Annotated in this window: 25 protein-coding genes and 6 tRNA genes; 16 read left to right on the top strand and 15 right to left on the bottom strand. The window is 64.7% G+C overall.

What is annotated here, in order from left to right; all coding sequences use genetic code 11:
- Positions 1–156 precede the first annotated feature (156 nt).
- From QE393_RS05710 to QE393_RS05760, 11 genes are all read left to right on the top strand, one after another.
- On the top strand, positions 157–1146 hold the full coding sequence (locus tag QE393_RS05710) for a DctP family TRAP transporter solute-binding subunit (protein WP_273809436.1): 990 nt from the start codon (positions 157–159) through the stop codon (positions 1144–1146).
- 72 nt (positions 1147–1218) lie between these two features.
- Positions 1219–2340, top strand: a complete 1122-nt coding sequence (locus QE393_RS05715) for a beta-ketoacyl-ACP synthase III (RefSeq protein WP_273809438.1) — start codon at positions 1219–1221, stop codon at positions 2338–2340.
- A 70-nt stretch (positions 2341–2410) separates the two neighbouring features.
- A complete protein-coding gene (locus tag QE393_RS05720) occupies positions 2411–3289 on the top strand; it encodes a ParB/Srx family N-terminal domain-containing protein (protein ID WP_310042516.1) in 879 nt (292 codons plus the stop codon).
- Positions 3290–3388: 99 nt separating this feature from the next.
- Positions 3389–3464: transfer RNA gene (locus tag QE393_RS05725), tRNA-Ala, on the top strand.
- Positions 3465–3506: 42 nt separating this feature from the next.
- A tRNA-Glu gene (locus QE393_RS05730) sits at positions 3507–3582 on the top strand.
- A 39-nt stretch (positions 3583–3621) separates the two neighbouring features.
- Positions 3622–3697, top strand: a tRNA-Ala gene (locus QE393_RS05735).
- Positions 3698–3731: 34 nt separating this feature from the next.
- Positions 3732–3807: transfer RNA gene (locus QE393_RS05740), tRNA-Glu, on the top strand.
- 40 nt (positions 3808–3847) lie between these two features.
- Positions 3848–3923, top strand: a tRNA-Ala gene (locus QE393_RS05745).
- Between the two features lie 34 nt (positions 3924–3957).
- Positions 3958–4033, top strand: a tRNA-Glu gene (locus QE393_RS05750).
- A 134-nt stretch (positions 4034–4167) separates the two neighbouring features.
- Positions 4168–5310, top strand: a complete 1143-nt coding sequence (locus tag QE393_RS05755) for a GNAT family N-acetyltransferase (RefSeq protein WP_273809441.1) — start codon at positions 4168–4170, stop codon at positions 5308–5310.
- Positions 5304–5633 carry a YnfA family protein gene (locus tag QE393_RS05760; RefSeq protein WP_273809443.1) on the top strand — a complete coding sequence of 110 codons (330 nt, stop codon included), beginning with the start codon at positions 5304–5306 and terminating at the stop codon, positions 5631–5633. Before QE393_RS05755 ends, QE393_RS05760 begins: the two co-directional genes overlap by 7 nt.
- 15 nt (positions 5634–5648) lie before the next feature.
- Here the strand turns inward: QE393_RS05760 and QE393_RS05765 are convergent, their stop codons facing one another.
- Genes QE393_RS05765 through QE393_RS05780 form a run of 4 tightly spaced genes read right to left on the bottom strand, consistent with a single transcriptional unit; the run spans position 5649 to position 10643 of the window.
- Positions 5649–5879, bottom strand: a complete 231-nt coding sequence (locus QE393_RS05765; protein WP_273809445.1) for a YheU family protein — start codon at positions 5877–5879, stop codon at positions 5649–5651.
- A 54-nt stretch (positions 5880–5933) separates the two neighbouring features.
- The gene (locus tag QE393_RS05770; protein ID WP_017640298.1) at positions 5934–7121 is read right to left on the bottom strand and encodes an osmoprotectant NAGGN system M42 family peptidase; all 1188 of its coding nucleotides are present in this window, start codon (positions 7119–7121) and stop codon (positions 5934–5936) included.
- Positions 7118–8857: an N-acetylglutaminylglutamine synthetase gene (ngg, locus tag QE393_RS05775; protein ID WP_273809448.1), complete on the bottom strand. Its 1740-nt coding sequence runs from the start codon at positions 8855–8857 to the stop codon at positions 7118–7120. The genes QE393_RS05770 and ngg overlap by 4 nt, the downstream gene beginning before the upstream one ends.
- Before the next feature lie 13 nt (positions 8858–8870).
- The gene (locus QE393_RS05780) at positions 8871–10643 is read right to left on the bottom strand and encodes an N-acetylglutaminylglutamine amidotransferase (protein ID WP_310042519.1); all 1773 of its coding nucleotides are present in this window, start codon (positions 10641–10643) and stop codon (positions 8871–8873) included.
- A 397-nt stretch (positions 10644–11040) separates the two neighbouring features.
- Here QE393_RS05780 and QE393_RS05785 point away from each other — a divergent pair, with 397 nt between their 5' ends.
- Positions 11041–11301 carry a type B 50S ribosomal protein L31 gene (locus QE393_RS05785; RefSeq protein ID WP_133859431.1) on the top strand — a complete coding sequence of 87 codons (261 nt, stop codon included), beginning with the start codon at positions 11041–11043 and terminating at the stop codon, positions 11299–11301.
- Between the two features lie 24 nt (positions 11302–11325).
- On the opposite strand, the gene metR is transcribed toward QE393_RS05785, so the two are convergent.
- The 5 genes from metR to QE393_RS05810 all read right to left on the bottom strand — a co-directional run bounded on the left by metR (position 11326) and on the right by QE393_RS05810 (position 17426).
- Positions 11326–12243 (bottom strand): transcriptional regulator MetR, encoded by a 918-nt coding sequence (metR, locus tag QE393_RS05790; RefSeq protein WP_273809453.1) that lies wholly within the window; start codon positions 12241–12243, stop codon positions 11326–11328.
- Positions 12244–12393: 150 nt separating this feature from the next.
- Complete coding sequence (gene glpD / locus QE393_RS05795; RefSeq protein ID WP_310042522.1) at positions 12394–13923, bottom strand: glycerol-3-phosphate dehydrogenase; 1530 nt, start codon at positions 13921–13923, stop codon at positions 12394–12396.
- Between the two features lie 156 nt (positions 13924–14079).
- A complete protein-coding gene (locus QE393_RS05800; protein ID WP_273809455.1) occupies positions 14080–14844 on the bottom strand; it encodes a DeoR/GlpR family DNA-binding transcription regulator in 765 nt (254 codons plus the stop codon).
- A gap of 170 nt (positions 14845–15014) precedes the next feature.
- Positions 15015–16523: a glycerol kinase GlpK gene (glpK, locus tag QE393_RS05805; protein ID WP_027597604.1), complete on the bottom strand. Its 1509-nt coding sequence runs from the start codon at positions 16521–16523 to the stop codon at positions 15015–15017.
- Between the two features lie 30 nt (positions 16524–16553).
- Complete coding sequence (locus tag QE393_RS05810) at positions 16554–17426, bottom strand: MIP/aquaporin family protein (protein WP_273809456.1); 873 nt, start codon at positions 17424–17426, stop codon at positions 16554–16556.
- 296 nt (positions 17427–17722) lie between these two features.
- Between QE393_RS05810 and QE393_RS05815 the strand changes: the two genes are divergently transcribed.
- Positions 17723–18505 carry a PhzF family phenazine biosynthesis protein gene (locus QE393_RS05815; protein WP_183630479.1) on the top strand — a complete coding sequence of 261 codons (783 nt, stop codon included), beginning with the start codon at positions 17723–17725 and terminating at the stop codon, positions 18503–18505.
- Between the two features lie 45 nt (positions 18506–18550).
- On the opposite strand, the gene argF is transcribed toward QE393_RS05815, so the two are convergent.
- Together argF and QE393_RS05825 are read right to left on the bottom strand one after the other, a co-directional pair.
- Positions 18551–19468 (bottom strand): ornithine carbamoyltransferase, encoded by a 918-nt coding sequence (gene argF / locus QE393_RS05820; protein ID WP_273809458.1) that lies wholly within the window; start codon positions 19466–19468, stop codon positions 18551–18553.
- Between the two features lie 191 nt (positions 19469–19659).
- Positions 19660–20064 (bottom strand): DUF3597 domain-containing protein, encoded by a 405-nt coding sequence (locus QE393_RS05825; protein ID WP_273809460.1) that lies wholly within the window; start codon positions 20062–20064, stop codon positions 19660–19662.
- Between the two features lie 244 nt (positions 20065–20308).
- Between QE393_RS05825 and grxD the strand changes: the two genes are divergently transcribed.
- Positions 20309–20635 carry a Grx4 family monothiol glutaredoxin gene (gene grxD / locus QE393_RS05830; protein ID WP_017640308.1) on the top strand — a complete coding sequence of 109 codons (327 nt, stop codon included), beginning with the start codon at positions 20309–20311 and terminating at the stop codon, positions 20633–20635.
- Between the two features lie 59 nt (positions 20636–20694).
- Here grxD and bfr read toward each other — a convergent pair whose 3' ends face one another.
- From bfr to pyrC, 4 genes are all read right to left on the bottom strand, one after another.
- Positions 20695–21174, bottom strand: coding sequence for a bacterioferritin (gene bfr, locus QE393_RS05835; RefSeq protein WP_133859422.1), 480 nt, complete (start codon positions 21172–21174; stop codon positions 20695–20697).
- A gap of 192 nt (positions 21175–21366) precedes the next feature.
- Positions 21367–21582: a bacterioferritin-associated ferredoxin gene (locus tag QE393_RS05840; protein ID WP_007162750.1), complete on the bottom strand. Its 216-nt coding sequence runs from the start codon at positions 21580–21582 to the stop codon at positions 21367–21369.
- Between the two features lie 110 nt (positions 21583–21692).
- Complete coding sequence (rnt, locus tag QE393_RS05845; protein WP_405046278.1) at positions 21693–22364, bottom strand: ribonuclease T; 672 nt, start codon at positions 22362–22364, stop codon at positions 21693–21695.
- Between the two features lie 2 nt (positions 22365–22366).
- The gene (gene pyrC / locus QE393_RS05850; RefSeq protein ID WP_273809462.1) at positions 22367–23410 is read right to left on the bottom strand and encodes a dihydroorotase; all 1044 of its coding nucleotides are present in this window, start codon (positions 23408–23410) and stop codon (positions 22367–22369) included.
- 141 nt (positions 23411–23551) lie between these two features.
- Between pyrC and QE393_RS05855 the strand changes: the two genes are divergently transcribed.
- Together QE393_RS05855 and QE393_RS05860 are read left to right on the top strand one after the other, a co-directional pair.
- Positions 23552–24502 carry an OmpA family protein gene (locus QE393_RS05855; protein ID WP_273809464.1) on the top strand — a complete coding sequence of 317 codons (951 nt, stop codon included), beginning with the start codon at positions 23552–23554 and terminating at the stop codon, positions 24500–24502.
- A gap of 117 nt (positions 24503–24619) precedes the next feature.
- On the top strand, positions 24620–25837 hold the full coding sequence (locus QE393_RS05860; RefSeq protein WP_273809466.1) for an argininosuccinate synthase: 1218 nt from the start codon (positions 24620–24622) through the stop codon (positions 25835–25837).
- Positions 25838–25884 lie beyond the last annotated feature (47 nt).

The raw sequence follows: 25884 nt of genomic DNA on the forward strand, positions 1-25884 counted from the left end.
CCCTACCCCTGATCCGCCTTTCTTGCACACTCGTCGTGCCGTTTTCCTCCGTTGACCAGCCTTTCCCGCCGCGACTGCTAAGGTGATTGCGTCGCGCACGCATCGCGACCGGGGTCGCGCGGGCGATCCGATGGATCGTTCAACGCAGGGAATCCCATGATCAAGACCTTCTTCGCCACCGTGGCCGGCTCACTCTTTGCCCTGTCCATGCCCTTTGCCGTGGCCGAGCCCATCGTCATCAAGTTCGCCCATGTGGTGACGGACGATACGCCCAAGGGCCGCGGAGCCCTGCAGGTGCAGAAGCTGGTGCAGGAGCGGCTGGCCGGCAAGGTCCGGATCGAGGTCTATCCCAATTCCAGCCTGGTGGGCGATGCCGACGAGCTGGAGGCCCTGCGCAGCAATCGGGTCCAGCTGCTGGCGCCCTCGGTTTCCAAGCTCAACGCCCTGGCCAAGCCGCTCAGGGTCTACGATCTGCCCTTTCTGTTCGACAACATCGAGGCGGTCAAGCGCTTCCAGCGCCGCGACAAGAGCCGCGAACTGCTGGGCAGCCTGGTCCCCCACGGCATCACCGGGCTGGCCTACTGGAACAACGGTGGCCGGCAGCTCTCGGCCACGCGGGAAATCCACGTCCCCGCCGACCTCAAGGGCCTGACCTTCCGCGTCGAGTCCTCCGAGGTGCTGGCGGCCTACTACCAGCAATTGGGCGCCCAGGCGGTCAAGCTGCCCTTCGCCCAGGTCTACGACGCCCTGCGCGCCGGCAAGGTGCAGGGGGCGGAGAATCCCTGGTCGAATCTGCTGGGGCAGAAGATCAATACCGTGCAGCCCTATATCGTCGAGGACAACCACAGCTTTCTCACCTATATGCTCATCACCAACACCGCCTTCTGGAGCGGGCTGCCCTTCGAGATCCGCAGCGAGCTGGAGGCCATCCTCGAAGAGGTGTCCCAATCGGTGAATCGCGATGCCGAAGCCATCAACGCCAGGGCCCGCGAGCGGGTAGCGGCGGCCAATACCAGCAAGATCCTGGTGCCGACGGCTGCCGAGCGCGAGGCCTGGCGCGCGGCGGTGGCGCCCCTGATCAAGCGGTATGAAAGCGAAGTGGGCAGCGACGTCCTGCGCGCCGCCGAGGCCGCCAATCGGCGCTGAGATTGCACGGGCGTCCACCCCGGATTTGCGGCAAACTGGCACGGCGTCATCCCGACAACAAGAGGAATAGCCGTGCAGCACGCGGTCATCAGCGGTAGTGGGCTCTATACGCCGCCCGAAAGCATTTCCAACGACGAGCTGGTTGCGTCCTTCAACCAGTGGGCTGGCCAGTGGAATGCCGAGCATGCCGAAGCCATCGCCCAGGGCAGCCTGGCGCCCCAGCCGGAATCCAGCGCCGCCTTCATCGAGAAGGCCTCCGGCATCCGCAGCCGCCATGTGGTCGACAAGGCCGGCATCCTCGATCCGGCGCGCATGGTCCCGCATATCCCCGAGCGTTCCAACGACGAGCCCTCGATCCTCTGCGAGATGGGTGTCGCTGCCGCACGCGAGGCCCTGGAACGCGCCGGGCGAACGGCCGCCGACATCGACGGCGTCATCGTCGCCTGTTCCAACCTCCAGCGTCCCTATCCAGCGGTAGCCATCGAGGTCCAGGCCGCACTGGGGATCCAGGGCTACGGCTTCGACATGAACGTCGCCTGCTCCTCGGCGACCTTCGGTCTGCAGACCGCGGCCAACGCCGTGCAACTGGGCCAGGCGCGGGCGGTACTGGTGATAGATCCGGAGATCTGCACCGGCCATTTGAATTTCCGCGACCGCGACAGCCATTTCATCTTTGGCGATGCGGCCACCGCGCTGGTGGTGGAGCGCGCCGACCAGGCGACCTCGGCGCACCGCTTCGAGATCCTCGGGACCCGGCTGTTCACCCAATTCTCCAACAACATCCGCAACAACTTCGGCTTCCTCAACCGCGCGGCGGAGGAGGGCATGACCCATCCGGACAAGCTGTTCGTCCAGGAAGGGCGCAAGGTGTTCAAGGAGGTCTGCCCGCTGGTGGCCGAATTGATCGCCAATCACCTGGCCGAGCTGGATATTCCCGTCGCGCGGGTTTCGCGCTTCTGGCTGCATCAGGCCAACCTGGCGATGAATCAGCTCATCGTCAAGCGCCTGCTGGGCCGCGAACCCGAGTCCGGCGAGGCGCCGGTGATTCTCGACACCTACGGCAATACCAGTTCGGCCGGTTCGGTCATTGCCATGCATCTGCACCACGAGGACCTGGCCAGTGGCAGCCTGGGCGTGCTCAGCTCCTTTGGCGCCGGCTATTCCATCGGCAGCGTGGTGCTGCGCAAGGTCTGATCGACGGCAGGAGTCTTCCCGGGATGACCGTTGTCGGACCTGGGAAGACATCTTGAAATAGGGAAACCCCGTGCCGCCAGGAAGCCTGCTCCAGGTCCAGCTGCGTCAGCTGCGCCCCACCCAGCCCGCGATCGGCCATGACCAGGTGCTGTACAAGCTTGGCAAGTACGCTTGCGACCGGCGCAAGCTGTTCGACGACTACTGCGAAGCCAACGGCCAGCACCTGAGTGGTGGCGGCCAGCCGAGCACCAGCCTGCGCTCGGCCGGTGACGCCCTTGGTTTGCGGCCGCCGGGTACCTGCCCGGACGAGATGAAGACCGTCGTCATAGGGCCGGGACGGCAGCTCTATCTCACCGATGGCCACCACACCTTTTCCGCTTTCTGGGAGCATCCCGGTGGCGGCCCGGAGACCCCGGTATGGGTCAGGGTCACCGACGACTTCAGTGGCGCTGCGAGCATGGCGGAGTTCTGGATTCGGCTGCTCGACGAGCGCAAGGCCTGGCTCAAGGACCCCCAGGGCCGCCCGATCCTGCCCGAGCAGCTCCCGGAAACCCTGGGCCTCACCGCCATGGCCGACGATCCCTACCGCGCGCTGGTGTATTTCACCCGCCAGATCGGCTACGACAAGCCGCGTACCCCGGACGGTCGGGTGCTGCCGTCGGAATTCCTCGAGTTCTACTGGGCCGAGTGGCTGCGCATGCTGCTGCCCCTGCAGGGCTACGATCTCGACGAGCGCAAGAGCTACGCCAAGGCCGTGGAGCAGGCCGCCAAGCTGATGGTGGCCAACCCCGGCATGCTGATCGGCAGCTCGGGGCGCACGGCCCTGGAGATGGGGGGGTATCGCGCCCTGGACAAGAAGGTGCTGCGCAAGCTTTCCGCCAGCGACGGCAAGTTCACCTACCTGCTGGCCGCCCGCGCCCAGCGTGCGGCCCTGGCGCGGGCGATCTAGTCGTTTTCCGGCTTAAGTGCCTGTTACTAGCAGGTTTTTTTCTTATTGGTGTTGACAGGGGAGGCCGGGCCTCTTAACATGCGCCCCGTCCTGACCGACGGGGCTATAGCTCAGCTGGGAGAGCGCTTGCATGGCATGCAAGAGGTCGACGGTTCGATCCCGTCTAGCTCCACCAAATTTCGGTTCCGCCTGCGGGGGGGGATCGGTAGAAGGTTTCGTCCCCTTCGTCTAGTGGCCTAGGACACCGCCCTTTCACGGCGGTAACAGGGGTTCGAGTCCCCTAGGGGACGCCATATCTGTCACGTATCCCAGACGTGGCGAGCGTTGTACGCGGGGCTATAGCTCAGCTGGGAGAGCGCTTGCATGGCATGCAAGAGGTCGACGGTTCGATCCCGTCTAGCTCCACCAAATTCGTGATTCGCAAGGATCGCACCAGGGTAACGTCCCCTTCGTCTAGTGGCCTAGGACACCGCCCTTTCACGGCGGTAACAGGGGTTCGAGTCCCCTAGGGGACGCCATATCGGTCACGCATCCCAGGCGTGGCAAGATGCTGTACTTGGGGCTATAGCTCAGCTGGGAGAGCGCTTGCATGGCATGCAAGAGGTCGACGGTTCGATCCCGTCTAGCTCCACCAATTTCGTGATCCGCAAGGATCGCACCCGGGTAACGTCCCCTTCGTCTAGTGGCCTAGGACACCGCCCTTTCACGGCGGTAACAGGGGTTCGAGTCCCCTAGGGGACGCCACACTAGAAAGAAACCGCCTCCTGGCGGTTTTTTTTCGTCCGCACGAAAGCCAGCCGCCAGAGTCTTTCACAGGTGCCCGTCCGGGTACCGATCTGTGTTAGACCTGTCGGCCGAGTTCAAGCAAGGGGAGTGGCATGACCGTCGAGTATCTCTACAGCCTGGCCCAGGTACCTGCCGCCCAGTGGAACGCGCTGCTGGCGGACGACCAGCCCTTTCTGCGGCATGAATTCCTCGCCACCCTGGAAGACAGCGGCAGCCTGGGGCAGGGAACCGGGTGGCAGCCGGCGCACCAGATCCTCAAGGATGACCAGGGGCAGCTACGGGCCGCGATGCCGGCCTATCTGAAGATGCACTCCTATGGCGAATACGTCTTCGACTGGGCCTGGGCTGACGCCTGCCGCCGTGCCGGGATCGACTACTATCCCAAGCTGCTGGCCGCCGTGCCCTTTTCACCGGTGCAGGGCGCGCGCCTGCTGGGCGATCCGGCTGCCTGCGCGACGCTGCTCGACGCCACCACGGGCAGCCTGGCCGATCTGGAGCTCTCCAGCCTGCATGTGAACTTCACCGATCCCAAGGCCGATGCCCTGCTCCAGGATCGCGAAGGCTGGCTGGCGCGTCTTGGCTGCCAGTTCCACTGGCATAACCGCGGCTATCGCGACTATGGCGACTTCCTCGCGGCCCTGACCTCGCGCAAGCGCAAGCAGCTGCGCAAGGAGCGTGACCAGGTGGCCGGCCTGGGGGTGAGTTTCGAGTGGCGTAAGGGCGCCGAGCTGAGCGAAGCCGAGTGGGACTTCGTCTATGCCTGCTACGCCAACACCTACGAGGTGCGTGGCCAGGATCCCTATCTGACCCGCGCCTTCTTCAGCCTGCTGGCCGAACGGCTGCCCGAGGCGATTCGGGTGGTGCTGGTCCGCCAGGGCAGTCGGCCGGTGGCCATGGCTTTCTACCTCAGGGACGGCGACACCCTCTATGGCCGTTACTGGGGCTGCCTGCAGGAGTTCGACCAGCTGCATTTCGAGACCTGTTTCTACCAGGGCATCGAATACGCCATCGCCGAAGGGCTGCAGCGCTTCGATGCCGGCGCCCAGGGCGAGCACAAGCTGATCCGCGGCTTCGAGCCGACCCTGACCCGTTCCTGGCACTACCTGGTGCATCCGGGCCTGAGAGCGGCGGTGGCGGAGTTTCTCGATCAGGAGCGCGACGGTGTCCAGGCCTATGCGCAGCGGGCCGCGGAGGCCTTGCCCTATCGCCAGGACGATGGCGCGGCGCCATGCTGAACTATCTCTGGTTCCTGCTGGCCGCGCTGTTCGAGATCGCCGGCTGCTATGCCTTCTGGCTCTGGCTGCGGCTGGATCGCAGCCCCTGGTGGATAGCGCCCGGGCTTGCCAGCCTGGTGCTCTTCGTCCTGCTGCTGACCCGTATCGAGTCGGCCTATGCCGGACGCGCCTATGCGGCCTATGGCGGTATCTATGTGGTGGCTTCGCTGGGGTGGCTGGCCCTGGTCGAGCGCACCCGGCCGACCTGGACGGATCTGGCGGGCGGTCTGCTGTGCATGGCCGGGGCGCTGGTGATCCTGCTGGCGCCGCGCGGCAGTGCCTGACAGACGCGAGACGCGCTAGTCGTTCAGCAGTTCGGGCGACACGTCGCGGCGCAGCACCAGTTGGCACAGCGCGCTGTCCGGATCGAAGAGGATGACGGCTTCACCAGTCTCCAGGGCACGCCGGGCGCGCTGGGTACGGGTCGCCAGCGGCGTCTCGTCACCGTTGTCGGTGCCGTCGCGGGTAACGAAGTCTTCCAGCAGGTTGTCGAGGGTGGCGGCAGCGAGCTGGTCGTGGGGAATGATCATGGAGAAGGACCTGGAAAAAGGCGCCCAGGATACCCCAGGCGCGATATTCGAACGCTATTTGCTGCCGTCGCCGACGACCTCCTCCAGCGGCGGCAGGTGCGTCTGGTTGTCCATCTGGGTGTCTTCCGGCAGCAGCTGGTGACCGAAGCGATCCAGTGAGCTGTCGGCCGGCTGGGCATCGCTGTCGAACACCGGGGGGCTGAGCATGTAGCCGGTCAGCAGCTGGCTGAGCGCCGCCAGGCTGACGATATGGGTGCGCTCGTAGCCATGCGTGGCATCGCAGCCGAAGGCGAGCAGGGCGACCCGCACGTCCTGGCCGGAGCTGATCGCCGAGTGGGCGTCGCTGTAGTAGTAGCGGAACAGGTCGCGGCGCACCGGTATGTCGTTGCGTTGCGCCAGGCGCAGCAGGTGCCGCGACAGGTGATAGTCGTAGGGGCCGGCGGAATCCTGCATGGCGACGCTCACGCGGTGCTCGTCGGATCGCTGTCCGGGGGCCACGGGAGCGATGTCGATGCCGACGAATTCGCTGACGTCCCAGGGCAGGGCACCGGCGGCGCCCGAGCCCACCTCCTCGGTGATGGTGAACAGCGGGTGGCAATCGATCGGCGGGGTCTGGCCGGTTTCCTTGAGCATCTTCAAGGCGGTGAGCAGGGCGGCGACGCCGGCCTTGTCGTCCAGATGGCGCGAACTGATGTAGCCGCTGTCGGTGAACTCCGGCAGCGGATCGAAGGCGACGAAGTCGCCGACCTGCACGCCCAGCTGCTCGGTCTCGTGGCGACTCTTGGTCACGGCGTCCAGGCGCAGCTCGATGTGGTCCCAGGTCACCGGCATCTTGTCGATCTCGGTGTTGAAGGCGTGGCCGGAGGCCAGCAGCGGCAGCACGCTGCCTCTCAGGGTACCGTCATCGGTGAACAGGCTGACGCGGCTGCCTTCGGCGAAGCGGCTCGACCAGTGGCCCACGGCCGCCAGGCCCAGGCGACCGTTGTCCTTGATCTCGCGGACGATGGCGCCAATGGTGTCCAGGTGCGCGGAGACGGCGCGATCCGGACTCTCCTTGTGGCCCTTGATGGTGGCGCGGATGGTGCCGCGGCGGGTCAGTTCGAAGGGGATGTCCAGTTCGTTGAGCCGTTCGGCGACGTACATGACGATGGTGTCGGTGAAGCCCGTGGGGCTGGGGATCGCCAGCATGTCCAGCAGGACCTTGCGCAGGTAATCCAGATCGGGTTCGGGCAAGCGATTCATAGCGGAACCTCCCGGGACAGCGGGAACAGCAGGTCGATGAAGCGTTCGGCGGTGGGGCGTGGCTCGTGGTTGGCCAGGCCCGGTCGCTCGTTGGCTTCGATGATGACGTAGTCGGGCGAATCGGCGGCGGGCACCAGCAGGTCCATGCCGGTGACCGGGATGTCCAGCGCCCGGGCCGCCTGGACCGCTGCGTCGGCCAGCACCGGATGGAGGCTGTCGGTGACGTCCTCCAGAATGCCGCCGGTGTGCAGGTTGGCGGTCTTGCGCACGGCCAGGTGGGTGCCGGCGGGCAGCACGCTGTCCCACTCGTAACCGGCACCGCGGATGGCGCGTTCGGTTTCCTCGTCCACCGGGATGCGCGACTCGCCGCCGGTGGCGGCCTGACGGCGACGGCTCTGGGCTTCGATCAGGTCCCGGACGCTGTGCTGGCCATCGCCGACGATTTCCGCCGGCCGGCGAATGGCCGCGGCCACCACCTCGTAGCCAATGACCACCACCCGCAGGTCGAGGCCCTGGTGAAAGCTCTCCAGCAGCACGCGATCGTCATGGCGCTGCGCCGCCTGGATGGCGGTGGCGAGGTGTTCGGCGTCGCTGATATCCACGGCCACGCCCTTGCCCTGTTCGCCATTGACCGGCTTGACCACCAGGGCGCCATGCTTCTCCAGAAAGGCGGCGTTGTCTTCGTCGCTGCCAGCCAGTTGCTGCTCCGGTACCTTCAGCCCGGCACGGGCCAGGGTGCGACTGGTCAGCACCTTGTCGGCGCAGAGGGTCATGGTCACGGCGGAGGTGAGATCGGTGAGGGATTCGCGGCAACGAATGCGCCTGTTGCCCTGGATCAGGGTAAAAAGACCCCCTTCGGCATCGTCCACCTGCACCTCGATGCCACGCCGCAGGGCTTCGTCGACGATGATCCGGGCATAGGGATTCAGCTCGGCGGCAGGACCGGGGCCGAGGAACAGCGTCTGGTTGATGCCGTTCTTGCACTTGATGGCGAAGGTCTGCAGCTGACGGAAACCCAGCTTGTCGTAGAGTCGCTTTGCCTGCAGGTTGTCATGCAGCACCGACAGGTCCAGGTAGGCCAGGCCGCGGCTGGCGTAGTGCTCGATCAGGTGGCGAACCAGCGCCTCGCCGACACCGGGCCGGCTGCACTCGGGCGAGACCGCCAGGCACCACAGCGAGGAGCCGCCGTCGGGATCGCGGAAGGCCTTGACGTGATTGAGGCCCATCACCGAGCCGATGATGGCGCCGCTGTCGTCGTCTTCCGCCAGCCAATAGACCGGACCACCTTTGTGCCGCGGCGTCAGCCGCTCGGTGTCGACGGGCAGCATATGGCGCTGCTGATAGAGCCGGTTGATCTCGCTCCAGTCTTGCGCGGAGCAGGCGCGGCGGATACGGAAGCCGCGATAGATCCGGCGAGCCGGGCGATAGTCGCTGAACCAGACCCGCAGGGTATCGCTAGGATCGAGAAACAGCTGTTGTGGCGCCTGGGCCAGTACCTGGTGCGGTGCGGCCACGTAGAGCGCGATGTCGCGCTCGCCCGGCGTTTCGGTGAGCAGTTCCTTGGCCAGACTGGCGGCATCGGGATAGGTGTGGCCGACGAGCAGCCGCCCCCAGCCGCAATGGAGGCAGAGCGGCTGGGAAGTCGGATGGTCGCCTTCCGCCAGGCGCGCCTGCAGCCGTTCGTAGGAGGGCGTCTGGGCACGCTGGAGGCGCTGGTTGTAGCTGGTCGCTTTCATGGGTGGTGCACCCTCACAGTCCGTGTTCGCTCATCCAGAGGTTGAGCGCGGCGAGTTGCCAGAGCTTGGAACCGCGCAGGGGCGTGATTCGATCGGCCGGATTGGTCAGCAGGCGATCGATCTCGGCGGTGTCGAACAGACCGCGATCCTGGCTGGGGTCCAGCAGCAGCTCGCGGACCCAGGTCAGGGTATTGCCTTCCAGGTGCTTGAGACCCGGCACCGGGAAATACCCCTTGGGCCGGTCGATCACCTCCTGGGGAATGACCTTGCGCGCGGCGGCCTTGAGTACCCGCTTGCCGCCATCGCCCAACTTGAACTCGGCGGGAATGCGCGCCGAGAGTTCGGCGAGGCGATAGTCGAGGAAGGGCACCCGGGCTTCCAGGCCCCAGGCCATGGTCATGTTGTCGACCCGCTTGACCGGGTCATCCACCAGCATCACGGTGCTGTCCAGGCGCAGGGCCTTGTCGACCCCGGCGCTGGCGCCCGGCTTGGCGAAGTGCTGACGGACGAAGGCTTCGGCGGCATCTTCCTCCAGGCGTACACCTGCCTGCACGGTGGCGGCGTACTGGGCATAGTCGCGGTCGAAAAAGGCGGCGCGGTAGGCGGCGAAGGGATCGGCGGCGCCATGCACCTGGGGATACCAGTGGTAGCCGGCGAAGAGTTCGTCCGCGCCCTGACCGCTCTGGACCACCTTGCAGTGCTTGGAGACCTCACGGGAGAGCAGGTAGAAGGCGATGCAATCGTGGCTCACCATGGGCTCGCTCATGGCCGAGAAGGCACGCGGCAGCTGCTGGATGATTTCGTCTTCGGCGATGCGCAGTTGATGGTGGCGAGTGCCGTAGTGATTGGCGATCAGGTCGGAATACTGGAATTCGTCACCGCGCTCGCCGCCCGCATCCTCGAAGCCGATGGAGAAGGTCAGCAGGTCCTTGACCCCCGAATCGTGCAGCAGGCCGACCAGCAGGCTGGAATCCACGCCACCCGACAGCAATACGCCCACCTCGCGCGCGGCGCGCTGGCGGATCGCGACGGCATCCTTGAGGCCATGCAGGACCCGCTCGGCCCAGTCGTCCAGGGTGTAGCGGCGCTCGTCTTCACGGGGGCCGTAGTCCAGATTCCACCAGGTCTCCTGGTGCTGCTGGCCCGAGGCATCCACGGTCATCCAGGTCGCCGGCGGCAGCTTCTGCACGCCCTGCAGGATGGTGCGCGGCGCCGGTACCACGGCATGGAAGTTCAGGTAGTGGTTGAGCGCGACCGGGTCGATGCGGGTGTCGATGTCACCGGCTTCCAGGAGGGCGGGCAGGCTGGAAGCGAATCTCAGGCGCTTGTCGGTGAACGACAGATACAGCGGCTTGATCCCCAGGCGATCCCGGGCGATGAACAGCCGGCCGCTGTCCCGCTCCCAGATGGCGAAGGCGAACATGCCATTGAGCTTGGGCAGCATGTCCTTGCCCCAGGCGTGATAAGCCTTGAGCAGGATCTCGGTGTCGCCCCCGGAATAAAAGCTATACCCCTTGGCTTCCAGCTCGGTACGCAGTTCCGGATAGTTGTAGATGGCGCCGTTGAACACCATGGAAAGACCCAGTTCCGGCTCGATCATGGGTTGGCCCGAAGCTTCCGCCAGATCCATGATCTTCAGCCGGCGATGGCCCAGGGCGACCGGTCCCTGGCTATGGAAGCCCCAGGCATCGGGTCCGCGCTGTTCGAGGCGGTGGGTAATGCGCTCCACCACGCTGATGGCTGCGGGTTGTTGATCGAAACGAAGCTCTCCGGCGATGCCGCACATGGTTCTGTGCCTCTTGAATCCTTGGGATGCGGCGCGGTGAGTTCAATCCCGAACCCGGCGTGCGCATCCAATGCGTGTGGACTTCTCGCGATCCTTGAGAAGCCAATGCAGGGGCGCTGTGCGTGTGGGAGGCGTGGAGCGGACAGGTCGTCTGTCTGGCGCTCTAGGTCTGAACGCACGCATTGGCCGGCAGCAGGTCTCAGAGAGGGTGGGGTGCCGCCGGTCAGGGCCTCAGGTTACGAGCCCCAGGCGCGGCGGATGGTTCCATCGAAAAGCCCGTGGCTGCCGCCACCGTCACAGGTGGGGCTGTCAAAATGGCTTGCTTATGTTATAATGTATCTTTATTGGGCCTAGCGATGACCTGTCGTCGTCGACGCCCCAGACCAGGAGACGCCTCATGAGACCCGGTATCCATCCCAACTACCGTCCCGTGCTGTTCCACGACACCACCTCGGACACCTACTTCCTGATCCGCTCCACCGCCGAGAGCGATCGCACCCAGGAATACGAAGGAGAGACCTATCCCTACATCAGCCTCGACGTGTCCAGTGCCTCGCACCCGATCTACACTGGCGAGCAGCGCCAGATGAAGGTCGAGGGCCGCGTCTCGAGCTTCAACAAGAAGTTCGCCGGCTTCCCGGGTGGCAACAGCAAGTAAGCCCCTCGCGAGCAGCGCGCCGGCTCAGCGCGCGCTGCTGACCCCTTCGAGGGTGGCGAAGGAGGTGTCCTTGGCGGTCAGCAGGAAATCCTGCATGAAGGGCGCCTCCAGCATGTCTTCGCGGATCGCCGCATAGAGCGTCGCATAGAGGCCTTTCTCGCCCAGTCGGCGCGCGGTGACATAGCCGCGTGAGCTGTATTCGTGGATCGCCCAGTTGGGCAGGCAGCAGACGCCACGCCCCGAGGCCACCAGTTGCAGCATCATCACCGTCATCTCCGCCGTGCGAATCGACAATGGCTCGACGTCGGCCGGATCGAGAAAACGGGTGAAGATGTCCAGCCGATCGCGCTCCACCGGATAGGTGATCTGGGTTTCCTGGGCGAGGTCCGCAGGGACGATATAGGGCCGCTGCGCTAGCGGATGCTGGTTGGCTACCGCCAGCAGGGCTTCGTAGGTGAACAGTGGCACGTAGGTGACGCCCGAAAGATCCACGGGATCGGCTGTCACCACCAGATCCAGATCGCCTCGGGCCAAGGCCGGCAGGGGGGCGAAGGAGAAACCGGAGGCCAGGTCCAGCTCCACTTCCGGCCAGGAATCGCGAAACTGATCGATGGTGGGCATCAGCCACTGGAAACAGCTGTGGCATTCGATGGCCATGTGCAGCCGTCCCGCCGTTCCGCCCACGAGCCGTGCCAGGTCCCGCTCGGCACTGCGTAGGTGGGGCAACACCGCATCGGCGGTCTGCAGCAGCCGCAGGCCGGCACTGGTGAAGCGGATGGGCTTGGTCTTGCGGATGAACAGCGGGGTACCCAGGCGCTCCTCCAGTTCCTTGAACTGATGGGAGAGGGCGGATTGGGTCAGGTGCAGACGTTCCGCCGCTTCCACCAGGCTGGAGGATTCACGGAGTGCATGCAGGGTTTTCAGGTGACGGAGTTCGAACATGGCGCCGACGCTGGAGATAAAGCCGCATCATGAAGACTTTTCATGGTGCTGACCATCCTTCGCCACGCTAGCCATTGCCGAACCAAATGCGATTGATCAATCGATTGTCCCCGAGCAGGTTGCCCGCTCGGGAACAGGTCAGCACCGCTCTCAGGCCGCGTTGCTGTCCTTGCTGGCCTGGGCCGGTTCCGAATGCGCCAGGAAGTCTTCCAGCGCAGCCCGTTCGGCGGTGGTGAATACCAGGCCCAGCTTGGTCCGCCGCCAGAGCACGTCATCCGCACTGGTGACCCACTCGTATCGCTGCAGGTATTCGACTTCCCGCGCGTACAGGTCGGCACCGATCACCTTGCCCAGCGTCTCCACCGAGCGCCCGTCACCCAGCAGGGTCCAGACCCGGCTGCCATAGGTGGTCGCCCAACGCTGCGCCAATGCCGGCGTCAGGCCACTGACCTTGTCCAGCAATTCGCGAGTCAGCGCCTGGGGCGTGGTCATGTTCTCGCCCCCGGGCAGCGGTGCCGATGCGGTCCAGCTGTTGCCCAGCTGCGGGAAGAAGGGCTGCAGCTGCGCCATCGCCGACTCGGCGAGCTTGCGGTAGGTGGTCAGCTTGCCCCCGAACACCGACAGCAACGGGGCACCCTGCTCCTCGGCCAGCGACAGGGTGTAGTCGCGGGTGATGGCGGAAGGGTTGTCCGATTCGTCGTCGCACAGCGGGCGTACACCGGAGAAGGTATGCAGGACATCGTCGCGGCTGAGTTGCTTGCGGAAGTGGGCATTGGCCACGCCCAGGACGTAGTCGATTTCCTGGTCGGTGATGGTCACCTTGGCCGGATCGCCTTGGTACTCGCGATCCGTTGTGCCAACCATGGTGTACTGGCCAAGATAGGGAATGGCGAAGACGATGCGGCGGTCTTCGTTCTGCATGATGTAGGCCTGTTCGCCTTCGTACAGCTTGGGCACGATGACGTGACTGCCCTGGATCAGGCGGATCCCGTAGGGCGACTTCTGCTGCAGGTCCTGGCGAATGAAGCTGGCGACCCAGGGGCCGGCGGCATTGACCAGGCCCTTGGCACGGATCTGCTGGCGACCCTGGGGACCTTCGACCTCGACCTCCCAGTGACCCTCGACGCGACGGGCGCTGACGCAGCGGGTGCGGGTCACGATGTCGGCACCCTTGTCACGCGCCTGCATGGCGTTGAGCACCACCAGGCGGGCATCGTCCACCCAGCAGTCGGAATATTCGAAGCCACGCTTGATCTCGGCCTTGAGCGGCCCTTGCGCATCGAACTTGAGACCACGGGAGCCCGGCAGCTTTTCCCGCTTGCCCAGGTGGTCATAGAGGAAGAGGCCGGCACGGATCATCCAGGCCGGCCGCAGGTGCGGGCGGTGGGGCAGGACGAAGCGCATCGGCTTGACGATATGGGGCGCCTTGGCCAGCAGCACCTCACGCTCGGCGAGGGCTTCGCGTACCAGGCGGAATTCATGATGCTCCAGGTAGCGCAGGCCGCCGTGGATAAGCTTGCTGCTGGCGGACGAGGTATGGCTCGCCAGGTCGTCGCGTTCACAGAGAAACACCGACAGACCCCGACCGGCTGCATCGGCCGCGATGCCTACGCCGTTGATGCCACCGCCGATGACGGCGAGATCGTAAGTCCGGGGAGTTGCAGTGGGTGCCTGGGCCATGGTGCCTCCTGTGAAACGAACATAATTATTCGGTTTCGAACATAATAGCCCAGCAAAAACTCAGGTTCTAGCCAGGCCTGTGTCTTCAGACCGCCAAAACGAAAAAAAACGAATATAGAGAGAAGGCAGGCGACGAATGGTCGTCGCCTCGGAGGGTCAGCGCGGGCGCGCCACTTCCACCTTGACCTGCCATTCCTGCAGGCAGCGGGCGAAGGCGGGTGAAGGCTCGCGCTCGGTGAAGAGCTGGTCGATCTGTTCCAGGCTGCCCAGGCGGATCATGGCGTTGCGGCCGAACTTGCTGGAATCGGCGGCGAGAAACACCTGGCGGGCGTTATGGATGATGGCCTGGGAGACGCAGACCTCCTGGTAGTCGAAGTCCAGCAGGGTGCCATCCTCGTCGATGCCGCTGATGCCGACCAGGGCAAAGTCGACCTTGAACTGCTTGATGAAGTCGGCGGTCGCTTGGCCCACCACGCCGCCGTCGCTGCGCACCTTGCCGCTGGCGATCAGGACGTCGAAGTCGTCCTTGGCGCTGAGAATGTTGGCCACGTGCAGGTTGTTGGTGATGACCTTGAGGCTGCGATGCCCGAGCAGGGCATGGGCGATGGCCTCGGTGGTGGTGCCGATGTTGATGAACAGCGAGGCGTGATCGGGTACGGCGGCAGCCACGGCTTCGGCGATCAGGCGCTTTTCCTCGCGCATCTGGCCGGCCCTCATGCTGTATTCGGTGTTCTCCACGCTGGAGTCATGGGCGGCACCCCCATGGTAGCGCCGCAGCAGGCCGGCCTCGGCGAGCTGGTTGATGTCGCGACGGATCGTCTGCGGGGTGACGGAGAAATGCTGGGCCAGCTCTTCGATGCTGACGTAGCCGCGCTCACGGACCAGTTCGAGAATCTGCTGTTGGCGAGGCGCCAGGCTCATTGCGGCTTCCTTGAGGTGATCGAGTAAATTCACAGAGGATGCCGTAGGTCTTTCCGGGTGGAAAGCGCTTGTCGCGCAAAGCAAGACCGGCGTCGGAAGACGCCGGCCTCATGGGGGAGCCGTCCGGAAGGCCGCCGAGCAACCACCAGCGGCCTGCGGAACGGAGTCACTCAGTCCAGAGCCCAGCCGCGGGTACGCTCGACGGCCTTTTTCCAGCCCTTGTACAGGGTGTCTCTCTTGGTCGGGTCGCAGGCCGGCTCGAAGACCCGTTCGATGGTGCTCTTGCTGCGCAACTCGTCCAGGCTGCTCCAGAAGCCGGTGGCGAGACCGGCCAGATAGGCCGCGCCGAGGGCGGTGGTCTCCTTCATTTCCGGGCGCTCGACGCGGGTGCCGAGCACGTCCGACTGGAACTGCATGAGGAAGTTGTTGGCGGTGGCGCCGCCGTCCACCCGCAGGGACTTCAGGGCTTCGCCGGCGTCCTGCTGCATGGCATCCAGCACATCGCGGGTCTGGAAGGCGATGGATTCCAAGGTGGCGCGGATGATGTGGTCCACCTTGACACCACGGGTCAGGCCGAACAGCGCGCCGCGGGCATAGGGATCCCAGTAGGGCGCGCCCAGGCCGGTGAAGGCCGGGACCAGGTAGACGCCGTTGCTGTCGGTTACCTTGGTCGCGAAATACTCGGAGTCCAGGGAATCGTTGATCACCTTGAGTTCGTCACGCAGCCACTGGACGGTGGAGCCACCGTTGAAGATGGCGCCTTCCAGGGCGTAGTTGACCTCGCCGCGGGGACCGCAGGCGATGGTGGTCAGCAGGCCATGCTGGGACTGCACCGCCTTCTCGCCGGTGTTCATCAGCAGGAAGCAACCGGTGCCGTAGGTATTCTTGGCCTGGCCGGGCTCCACGCACATCTGGCCGAACAGCGCTGCCTGCTGGTCGCCGGCGATACCGGCGATGGGGATGCCGGTGGTCTGGCCGCTGCCCAGGTGCGCCTGGCCATAGACCTCGGAGGAGGACTTCACTTCTGGCAGCATCTCGCGCGGGATGTCCAGCACCTCGAGCATGGTGGCGTCCCACTCGCGCTTGTGGATATCGAACAGCAGGGTGCGCGAAGCGTTGGTGTAGTCGGTCACGTGGGCCTGACCCTGGGTCATCTTCCAGATCAGCCAGGTATCGACGGTGCCGAACAGCAGCTCGCCGCGGCGTGCGCGTTCACGGCTGCCTTCGACATGGTCGAGGATCCACTTGATCTTGGTGCCCGAGAAATAGGGATCGATCACCAGGCCGGTGGTCTTGCGGATATGGTCTTCCATGCCATCGCGCTTGAGCTGGTCGCAGATCGCGGTGCTCTGGCGGCTCTGCCAGACGATGGCGTTGTAGATGGGACGACCGGTGGTCTTGTCCCAGACGATGGCGGTTTCGCGCTGGTTGGTGATGCCGATGGCGGCGATCTGCTCGTTGCTGATGCTGGCCTGGGCCAGCGCCTCGACGAATACCGCGCTCTGGGTGGCCCAGATCTCCATGGGGTCATGCTCGACCCAGCCGGCCTGCGGGTAGATCTGCGCGAATTCGCGCTGGGCGATGGTCACCACGTTGGCATTGCGGTCCAGCACGATGGCGCGCGAGCTGGTGGTGCCCTGGTCGAGCGCGACGATGTACTGCTTGTTCTGGTCGGTCATGGTCTTGTTCCTTATTGTGATTCGCGGCGATCAGGACGCTTTGGAGGCGGAGGTCACTTCGGTGCGGGCACTGTCCTCGGCCTTGGCCGGGACGTCGCAGGCACCCGAAGCCAGGCCGGGCAGGTGGCGGCAGATCAGCGCCTTGTAACCGGCGGCGCCCAGGCAGGCACCGACGATGGGGCCGAAGATGGGCACCAAGAAGTAGGGGATGTCACGGCCACCGGTGAAGGCGATCTCGCCCCAGCCGGCGAAGAAGGTCATCAGCTTGGGTCCGAAATCGCGGGCCGGGTTCATGGCGAAGCCGGTCAGCGGGCCCATGGAGCCACCGATCACGGCGATCAGCAGGCCGATCAGCAGGGGCGCGAGCGGGCCACGGGGCAGACCGTTGCCGTCGTCGGTGAGGGCCATGATCATGGCCAGCAGGATGGCGGTGATGACGGCTTCGACCAAGAAGGCCTGGCCAACCGACAGGGACGGATGGGGATAGGTGGAGAAGACGCCGGCCAGCTCCAGGCTCGCCTGGCTGCCGCGGACCATGTTATGGGCCTGTTCATAATCGAAAAACAGGCTGCTGTAGAGGCCGTAGACCAGCGCCGCACCGCAGAAGGCGCCGGCCACCTGGGCCAGGATGTAGGCCGGGACCTTGCGTTTTTCGAAACCACCGAACAGCCAGAGGGCGATGGTGACGGCCGGACTGAGATGCGCGCCGGAGACGCCGGCGGACAGGTAGACCGCCATGCTCACGCCGACGCCCCAGATGATACTGATCTCCCATAGGCCGAGAGTAGCGCCGCCGACCTTCGCGGCCGCCACGCAACCGGTACCGAAAAAGATGAGGAGGGCTGTGCCGAGGAATTCGGCGATGCATTGACCGCGTAGCGTTGGAGCCGGAAGAGTACTCATGGAGGAGCCTCGTGGTTGTTGTATTTATAGGTGGCCGGAGAGCCATTTGTTCGCAACCGAAAATCTAATTTCAAATATGAAAACTGTCAAAGCTCCTGAGCGCAAAAACAGTGACGACGTTCGACAATTCATTGCCGATGCGACGCCGCCTGCTATTTTGGTCATAGGACTTCTGGCGACAACCGGCCGGTTGGCAGGTCTCAAGGTATAGCCATTGCTGCCGGGGATCATCAGAGGCCGGGTGCCCGTGCGACGTCGATGCTTGCTGTTTCTCTTCTTCTGCTCAGGTAGCGCGCATGCCCCTAGAATTCCATCAGGTCGATGCCTTCACCGATCAGCCCTTCCGTGGCAATCCCGCCGCGGTCTACCGCCTGGACAGCTGGCCGGCCGACGAGCTGCTGCAGCGGATCGCCACCGAGCACAATCTTTCGGAAACCGCCTTCGTAGTGTGGGAAGGGGACACCTGGCGCATCCGCTGGTTTACGCCGCGGACCGAGGTGCCCCTGTGCGGCCATGCCACCCTGGCTGCAGCGCACATCCTGTTCGAGGTCTATGGCGAAGTGGGTGATCGCCTGGAGTTCATCAGTCAGGCGGGTGTCCTGCGCGTGTTTCGCGAAGCCGATGGACTCCTGGCGCTGGATTTCCCCGCGCTGGTGCCCACGGAGCAGGGGGTGACTCCCGAGCTGGAACGGGCCCTGCGGGTCTCGCCGGTGGATGCCCTGGCGGCGGACAAGCTGCTGGTACTGCTGGAGTCGGAGCAGGCAGTGCGTGACTGCAAGCCGGATCTGGCGGCCATCGCCCGGCTCCCCTGGCAAGGCGTCATCGTGACCGCGCGGGGGCAGGAGGTAGACTTCGTTTCGCGCTTCTTCGCCCCGGCAGTGGGCGTGGATGAGGATCCCGTCACCGGTTCCGCGCATTGCAGCCTGATTCCCTACTGGTCGCGACGACTGGCCAAGCGGATGCTCACTGCCCAGCAGCTTTCGGCCCGGGGCGGGCAGCTCAGGTGTCGCCTGGAGGGCGACCGGGTCAGTATCGCCGGGCGGGCGGTGACGGTGCTGCGTGGGCAGCTGTTGCTGTAGCGAAAAGGCCTCGACTGTCTGGCGCAGCCGAGGCTTCTGCCGGACTCAGGCGTGCAGCGGCGGCTTGATGAGGAATTCGAGCAGCGCCTTTTGGGCATGCAGGCGATTTTCGGCTTCGTCCCAGACCACGGCGCGGGGATCGTCCAGCAGGGTGTGGCTGATCTCTTCCCCGCGATGGGCCGGCAGGCAGTGCATGAACAGCACTTCGGGCGCGGCGCCATCGAGCAGTGCGGCGGTGACCTGGTAGGGCTTGAAGGCCGCCAGGCGCAGGCGGGTTTCCTCTTCCTGGCCCATGGAGGTCCAGACGTCGGTGCTGACCAGGTGGGCCTGGGCCACCGCCTCGCGGGGATCCCGAGTCAGCTGCACGCGGTCACCGGCGCGTTCGAGGAAGCGCGGATTGGGCTCATAGCCTTCCGGGCAGGCGATGCGCAGGTTGAAGTCGAGCTGCTCGGCCGCCTCGATGTAGCTGTTGCACATGTTGTTGCCATCGCCGATCCAGGCCACGGTCTTGCCGCGGATATCGCCCCGGTGTTCGAAGAAGGTCTGCATGTCGGCGAGCAGCTGACAGGGGTGCAGATCATCCGACAGGCCATTGATCACCGGCACCCTGGAATTGGCGGCGAAGGTGGTGAGCATCTCGTGGGCATAGGTACGGATCATCACGCCATCGAGCATGCTCGACATGACGCGGGCGCTGTCCGGGACAGGTTCGCCGCGACCGAGTTGGGTATCACGGGACGAGAGGAAGATCGCCTGGCCGCCGAGCTGGATCATGCCGGCCTCGAAGGAGAGGCGGGTACGGGTCGAGGCCTTTTCGAAGATCATGCCCAGGACGCGATTGCGCAGGGGCTCGTGCAGGACGCCCCGGTTGCGCAGGGCCTTGAGCTCGATGCCGCGTGCGATGAGTTGCCGGAGTTCCTCGGGGGAACAGTCCATGAAAGAGAGAAAGTGGCGAACCGTCATTTCGTTACCCTAGCGTCCCGTCCCGGTAACGGCCGTCCATGGAGGGCGCGGCGAACCTGAGAGCATGCCGTTTCAAACGGCGGAAAGACCAAAGGCGAAATGGTATAAGTTCATGTCGCATTTTACCACCATCGCAGGCCAGGCCCTTCATGCAGGGCGGCTGGCCTGAGACGGATCAGCGGGCGGTAGCCTTACAGCAGTTCGGCGGGAACGTTGCCGCCGTTGTCAGCCAGCTTCTGCAGGACGGCCTTGTGCAGCCACATGTTCATCTGGGCGGAGTCGCTCAGCTTGTCGGCCGGGCAGTTCAGTTCCTTGGCCAGTTCCTGGCGTGCGGTCAGGCTGCTGTCCAGGTCGAGGAGCTTGAGCAGGTCGACGATGGAGGTCTTCCAGTTGAGTTGCTCGCCTTTCTGAGCGGCCAGGCCGTCCAGCTTGGCGGCGACGTCCACCTGGCTCATGTGGCTGCCAGCACCTGCGGGAGCGGTGCTACCGGCGGGCGTGGTGGTCTCGGTGGCACCGGTAGTGGGCGCGGCGGCAGGGGTGTCCGCGTGGGCTTCACCGATGCCAAGCTTGGATAGGATGGTGCTGAACAGGCTCATGGAGTTCTCCTGGGGTCTTGGATCAGGCGCACCGAGCGGCGCCTACCCTTAACCTGACCACGGCCGCGTCCGCAAAGTTTGCTCGGCGGCGCGCCGGATCGTCGTCATGGCGGCGAACGGTGGTGCCGGAGCGTGGTCGATTTGCAGGTCGAGCCGCGCCTGTCATGGGCTGGACGTCGCGGAAATCCCGGCGTTCCACCGGCCTTTCCGTTACAATCGTCCCACCGTATTAGCGAGGTGCATCGTGGAAATCATCGATACCATCAAAGACCAGATTGCCAACAATCCCGTGCTGCTCTACATGAAGGGTTCGCCGAACGCGCCTCAGTGCGGCTTCTCTTCCCGCGCCGCTCAGGTGCTGATGGCCTGTGGCGAAAAATTCGCCTATGTCGACATCCTGCAGAATCCGGAAATCCGCGCCAACCTGCCCAAGTACGCCAACTGGCCGACGTTCCCCCAGCTGTGGGTCGGCGGTGAGCTGGTCGGCGGCAGCGACATCCTGGCCGAGCTGTATGAGAAGGGCGAGTTGCAGACCCTGATCAAGCAAGCCGTGGAAACCAAGGACGCTTGAGTCCCTGGTTCATAAAAAAGCCCGCAGTGTGCGGGCTTTTTTTATGGGCGGCTGCCTGATCAATCGTCGTCGTCGTGCATCTGCGACTGGATGTAGTTCTCGATCCCGACGCTGGCGATCAGGCTCAGCTGGGTCTCCAGCCAGTCGATATGCTCTTCCTCGGATTCGAGGATGCTCTTGAGCATGTCGCGACTCACGTAGTCCCGCACGCTCTCGCAGTAGGTGATGGCTTCACGCAGATCGGCCACGGCGCTGATTTCCAGGCGCAGGTCGCACTGGATCATCTCCTGGGTATTCTCGCCGATCATCAGCTTGCCCAGGTCCTGCAGGTTGGGCAGGCCTTCCAGGAACAGGATGCGCTCGATCAGGCGATCGGCGTGCTTCATCTCGTCGATGGATTCCTTGTACTCGTGATGACCCAGCTTGCGGATACCCCAGTCGTTGTACATCCGCGAGTGCAGGAAATACTGGTTGATGGCCACCAGTTCGTTGCCGAGGATCTTGTTCAAATGCTGGATGACGGTGATATCGCCTTTCATGGCCGGACCTGCAAATCGGGTGGGATTGCCGGCAGTCTGAGCGTGGGAGGGCCCTTTGTCAAAAGCTTAAGTTGTTGAAAAATCGACGAAAATCGAACGGTAATCGAAAGCTTTTCCATCCTTTCCGTAAGCGTTTGATTAGACAATAAAAAAGCCGGACGCAAGGTCCGGCTTTTTTTGCAGGGGTATCGCTCAGGCGCGCGGGACGTCCAGCGCATAGGCGAGCTGCTGGGCGCCGTGCAGCTCACCGAGGGTTTCCTTGACCACCTGTTTGGCGAGGCAGGCGCACTTGCCGCACTGGGTGGCGCAACCCGTGCTTTCCCGGACTTCCCGATAACTGCAGCAGCCTTCATAGATGGCTTCGCGAATCTGCTTGTCGGTCACGCCACGGCAAAGACACACGTACATGGATCGCCTGCTGTATGAGTGGAGGTGCCGCCAAAGCTAATGACAATGAGAATGATTGTCAAAGTTGTAGGCGGCAAAATCTCATTAACGGCAGGGCGGGCGACGGACGGTCAGTCCAGATCGACCCAGCCGCCCATCTCCCGCCAGCGATTGACGATGCCGCAGAACAGTTCGGCGGTCTTCTCGGTGTCGTAGCGGGCCGAGTGGGCTTCGCGATTGTCGAATTCGATACCGGCGGCCTGGCAGGCCTTGGCCAGCACCGTCTGACCATAGGCCAGGCCGGCAAGGGTGGCGGTATCGAAGCTGGAGAAGGGATGGAAGGGATTGCGCTTCAGGCCGCAGCGCAGCACCGCGGCATTGAGAAAACCCAGGTCGAAGCTGCTGTTGTGGCCGACCAAGATGGCTCTCTTGCAGCCATTGGCCTTGAGCGACTTGCGCACGCCCTTGAAGATCTCGCTGAGCGCCTGCTCTTCGCCCACCGCCATGCGCAGCGGATGGTCGAGCTTGATGCCGGTGAACTCCAGCGCCGCCGGCTCGATATTGGCGCCGGCGAAGGGTTCGACGCGGAAGAAGTAGGTGTGGTCCGGATAGAGCACCCCGTCCTCGTCCATGGCCACCGTGGTGGCGGCGATTTCCAGCAGGGCATCGGTGGCGGCATTGAAGCCGCCGGTCTCGACATCCACCACCACCGGCAGGTAGCCGCGGAAGCGGCGCGCCATGGGGATGCGCGAGTCGGACATCGGCTGGCTGGCGTCCAGTTCGTCGCTGAAGGTCTCGTCCATGCTCATGCGCCCACCTCCAGACGCCAGCGCAGGGTCTCGCCGGCGCGCAGCGGAATCACCTCGTGGTCACCGAAGGGCAGGGAGGCGGGGGCCTGCCAGTCCTCGCGGACCAGGGTGACGGTCTCGGTATTGCGCGGCAGGCCGTAGAAATCGGCGCCGAAATGGCTGGCGAAGCCTTCCAGGCGGTCGAGGGCATTGCGGCTCTCGAAAGCCTCGGCATAGAGCTCCAGGGCGCCGTAGGCGGTGTAGCAGCCGGCGCAGCCGCAGGCTGCCTCCTTGGCGTGGCGGGCATGGGGTGCCGAATCGGTGCCGAGGAAGAACTTGGGACTGCCGCTGGTGGCGGCGTCCAGCAGGGCGCTCTGGTGGGTGTTGCGCTTGAGGATCGGCAGGCAATAGAAATGCGGCCGGATCCCGCCCACCAGCATGTGGTTGCGGTTGTACAGCAGGTGGTGGACGGTGATGGTGGCGCCGACGTTGGCCGGGGCCTCGCGGACGAAGGCAGCGGCATCACCGGTGGTGATGTGCTCGAACACCACCTTCAGCGTCGGGAAGCGCTGGACGATACGCACCAGGTGCTCGTCGATGAATTTCTTCTCGCGGTCGAAGACGTCCACCTCGGCATGGGTGACCTCGCCGTGCACCAGCAGCGGCAGGCCGATCTCGGCCATGGCTTCCAGCGTGGGAAAGAGGTTGTCCAGCGAGGTCACGCCGGAATCGGAATTGGTGGTGGCGCCGGCCGGATAGAGCTTGGCGGCGTGCACGAAGCCGCTGGCCTTGGCGCTGCGTACCTCTTCCGGGCTGGTGCGATCGGTGAGATAGAGCACCATCAGCGGTTCGAAGCGGCTGCCGGCCGGGCGCGCGGCGAGGATACGCGCGCGGTAGGCGGCGGCCTGCTCGGCATTGCGCACCGGTGGCACCAGGTTGGGCATGACGATGGCGCGACCGAATTCCCGGGCAGCGTCGGCGACGGTCTGCTGCAGGGCGGCGCCGTCGCGCAGGTGAATGTGCCAGTCATCGGGACGGGCAAGGGTGATCCGGTCGGTCATGCGGGATTCCAGGCTGCGGGAAAGTGGGGAAATGCTACCGGAAAAGGGGGTGGCCGGCATCCGTGCGGCGGGACCGTACTCAAGTTTTCCATGCCTTCGACCGATAAGAAGCCCAGGTACTTTTTCTTTCCGGAGTCCGACGTGCGCCCGCGTTACCTCTTCCTTTCCTCTCTGCTGCTTGCCGTGCCGGCCTGGGGGATGACCTTCCAGAGCCGGCTCGAGAGCGTGGAATGGAAGGTCGAGGGCGACATCTTCGCCTGTCGCCTGCTGCAGCCCATTCCTCGTTTCGGCAGTGGCGGCTTCCTGCGCCGCGCGGGCGAGTCCACGGTCTTCGAGTTGCGACCCAATGGTCAGTGGCTGCCGGCGGGCAGTGCCAGCCTGAAAGCGGCGGCGGTGCCCTGGAAGCCGGGGCTGGGCGATATCAGCCTCGGCTCGGTCAAGGTCGTCGAGGGCGAGCAGGCGCTGGCCACCAGCGCGCAGCAGGCGCAGCGGCTGCTGGCGGGGTTGATGGAAGGGCGCATGCCCCAGGTCAGTCGCGCGGGCGCCCTGGACGACCGGGTCGAGGTTCGGCTGCTGCCGGTGCGCTTCGAACCGGCCTACCAGCAATTCCAGGCCTGTACCCAGAAGCTGCTGTCGGTCAACTTCGAGCAGATCCGCCATTCCCAGGTCAGTTTTCCGGGCGGCGGGGATACCCTCGACGATCTGGCCAAGGCCAAGCTCGATCTCATCGACGAGTACCTGAAGGCCGATCCGACGGTCAATCACGTCATCGTCTCGGGCTACAGCGACAACCAGGGCACGCGCCTGGATAACCGCCAGGAGTCACGGCTGCGCGCCATCGCGGTGATGGAGTACCTCAAGAGCAAGGGCTTCGCCGCGGAGCAGATCGAATTGCGCTTCTTTGGCGAGCAGTACCCCGTGGCGCCGAACAGCAACAAGGCCAATCGCGCGCTCAATCGCCGGGTGACCCTGGTGTTCTCGCGGGTGTCGCCGAGCGCCGAGCCCCCGGCTGCGGCAACCACCAGCACCGCGGCCAATCCGGCCGAACCGCCGGCGCCCACCCCGGCACCGCCGGCCAAGCCCAAGGGCTGATCCGCCCCGACCGCATGTCGCCCAGACATCAGAGTGCGTCGCGCCCCTGTAAAAGCAGCGAGGCGACCAGTAGAATTGTCGCTTTCCGACTCAACGCAACACACGGGAGCGAACGGCATGGCGGATGTGAAGAAGGTAGTCCTGGCGTATTCCGGCGGCCTGGACACCTCGGTGATCCTCAAGTGGCTGCAGGATACCTATAACTGCGAAGTGGTGACCTTCACCGCTGACCTCGGCCAGGGCGAGGAAGTCGAGCCGGCGCGCGCCAAGGCCAAGGCCATGGGCGTCAAGGAAATCTACATCGACGACCTGCGCGAAGAGTTCGTCCGCGACTTCGTCTACCCGATGTTCCGTGCCAACACCGTCTACGAAGGCGAGTACCTGCTGGGTACCTCCATTGCCCGTCCGCTGATCGCCAAACGCCTGATCGAGATCGCCAACGAGACCGGCGCCGACGCCATCTCCCACGGCGCCACCGGCAAGGGCAACGACCAGGTGCGTTTCGAGCTGGGCGCCTACGCGCTCAAGCCGGGCGTCAAGGTGATCGCGCCCTGGCGCGAGTGGGACCTGCTGTCCCGCGAGAAGCTGATGGACTACGCCGAAAAGCACCAGATCCCGATCGAGCGCCACGGCAAGAAGAAGTCGCCGTACTCCATGGACGCCAACCTGCTGCATATCTCCTACGAGGGCGGCGTGCTGGAAGACACCTGGACCGAGCACGAAGAAGACATGTGGCGCTGGACCAAGTCCCCGGAAGCCGCGCCGGACACCCCGACCTACCTCGAGCTGACCTACCGCAATGGTGACATCGTCGCCATCGACGGCCAGGAGCTGAGCCCGGCCACCGTGCTGGCCGAGCTGAACCGCATCGGCGGCGAGAACGGCATCGGTCGCCTGGACATCGTCGAGAACCGCTACGTCGGCATGAAGTCCCGTGGCTGCTACGAGACGCCCGGCGGCACCATCATGCTCAAGGCCCACCGCGCCATCGAGTCCATCACCCTCGACCGCGAGGTGGCTCACCTCAAGGACGAGCTGATGCCCAAGTACGCCAGCCTGATCTATACCGGCTACTGGTGGAGCCCCGAGCGGCTGATGCTGCAGAAGATGATCGACGCCTCCCAGGCCAGCGTGAACGGCGTGGTACGCCTGAAGCTGTACAAGGGCAACGTCATGGTCGTCGGCCGCAAGTCCGACGAGTCGCTGTTCGATGCCAACATCGCCACCTTCGAAGAAGACGGCGGCGCCTACAACCAGGCCGACGCGGCGGGCTTCATCAAGCTCAACGCCCTGCGCATGCGCATCGCCGCGGGCAAGGGCCGCACCCTGCTGTAAGGGTCGCCATGCAACGCAAAACCCCAGCCTCGGCTGGGGTTTTTCAT

It is taken from the genome of Pseudomonas sp. SORGH_AS_0211, assembly GCF_031453455.1.
GTDB classification, from domain to species: domain Bacteria; phylum Pseudomonadota; class Gammaproteobacteria; order Pseudomonadales; family Pseudomonadaceae; genus Chryseomonas; species Chryseomonas aestiva.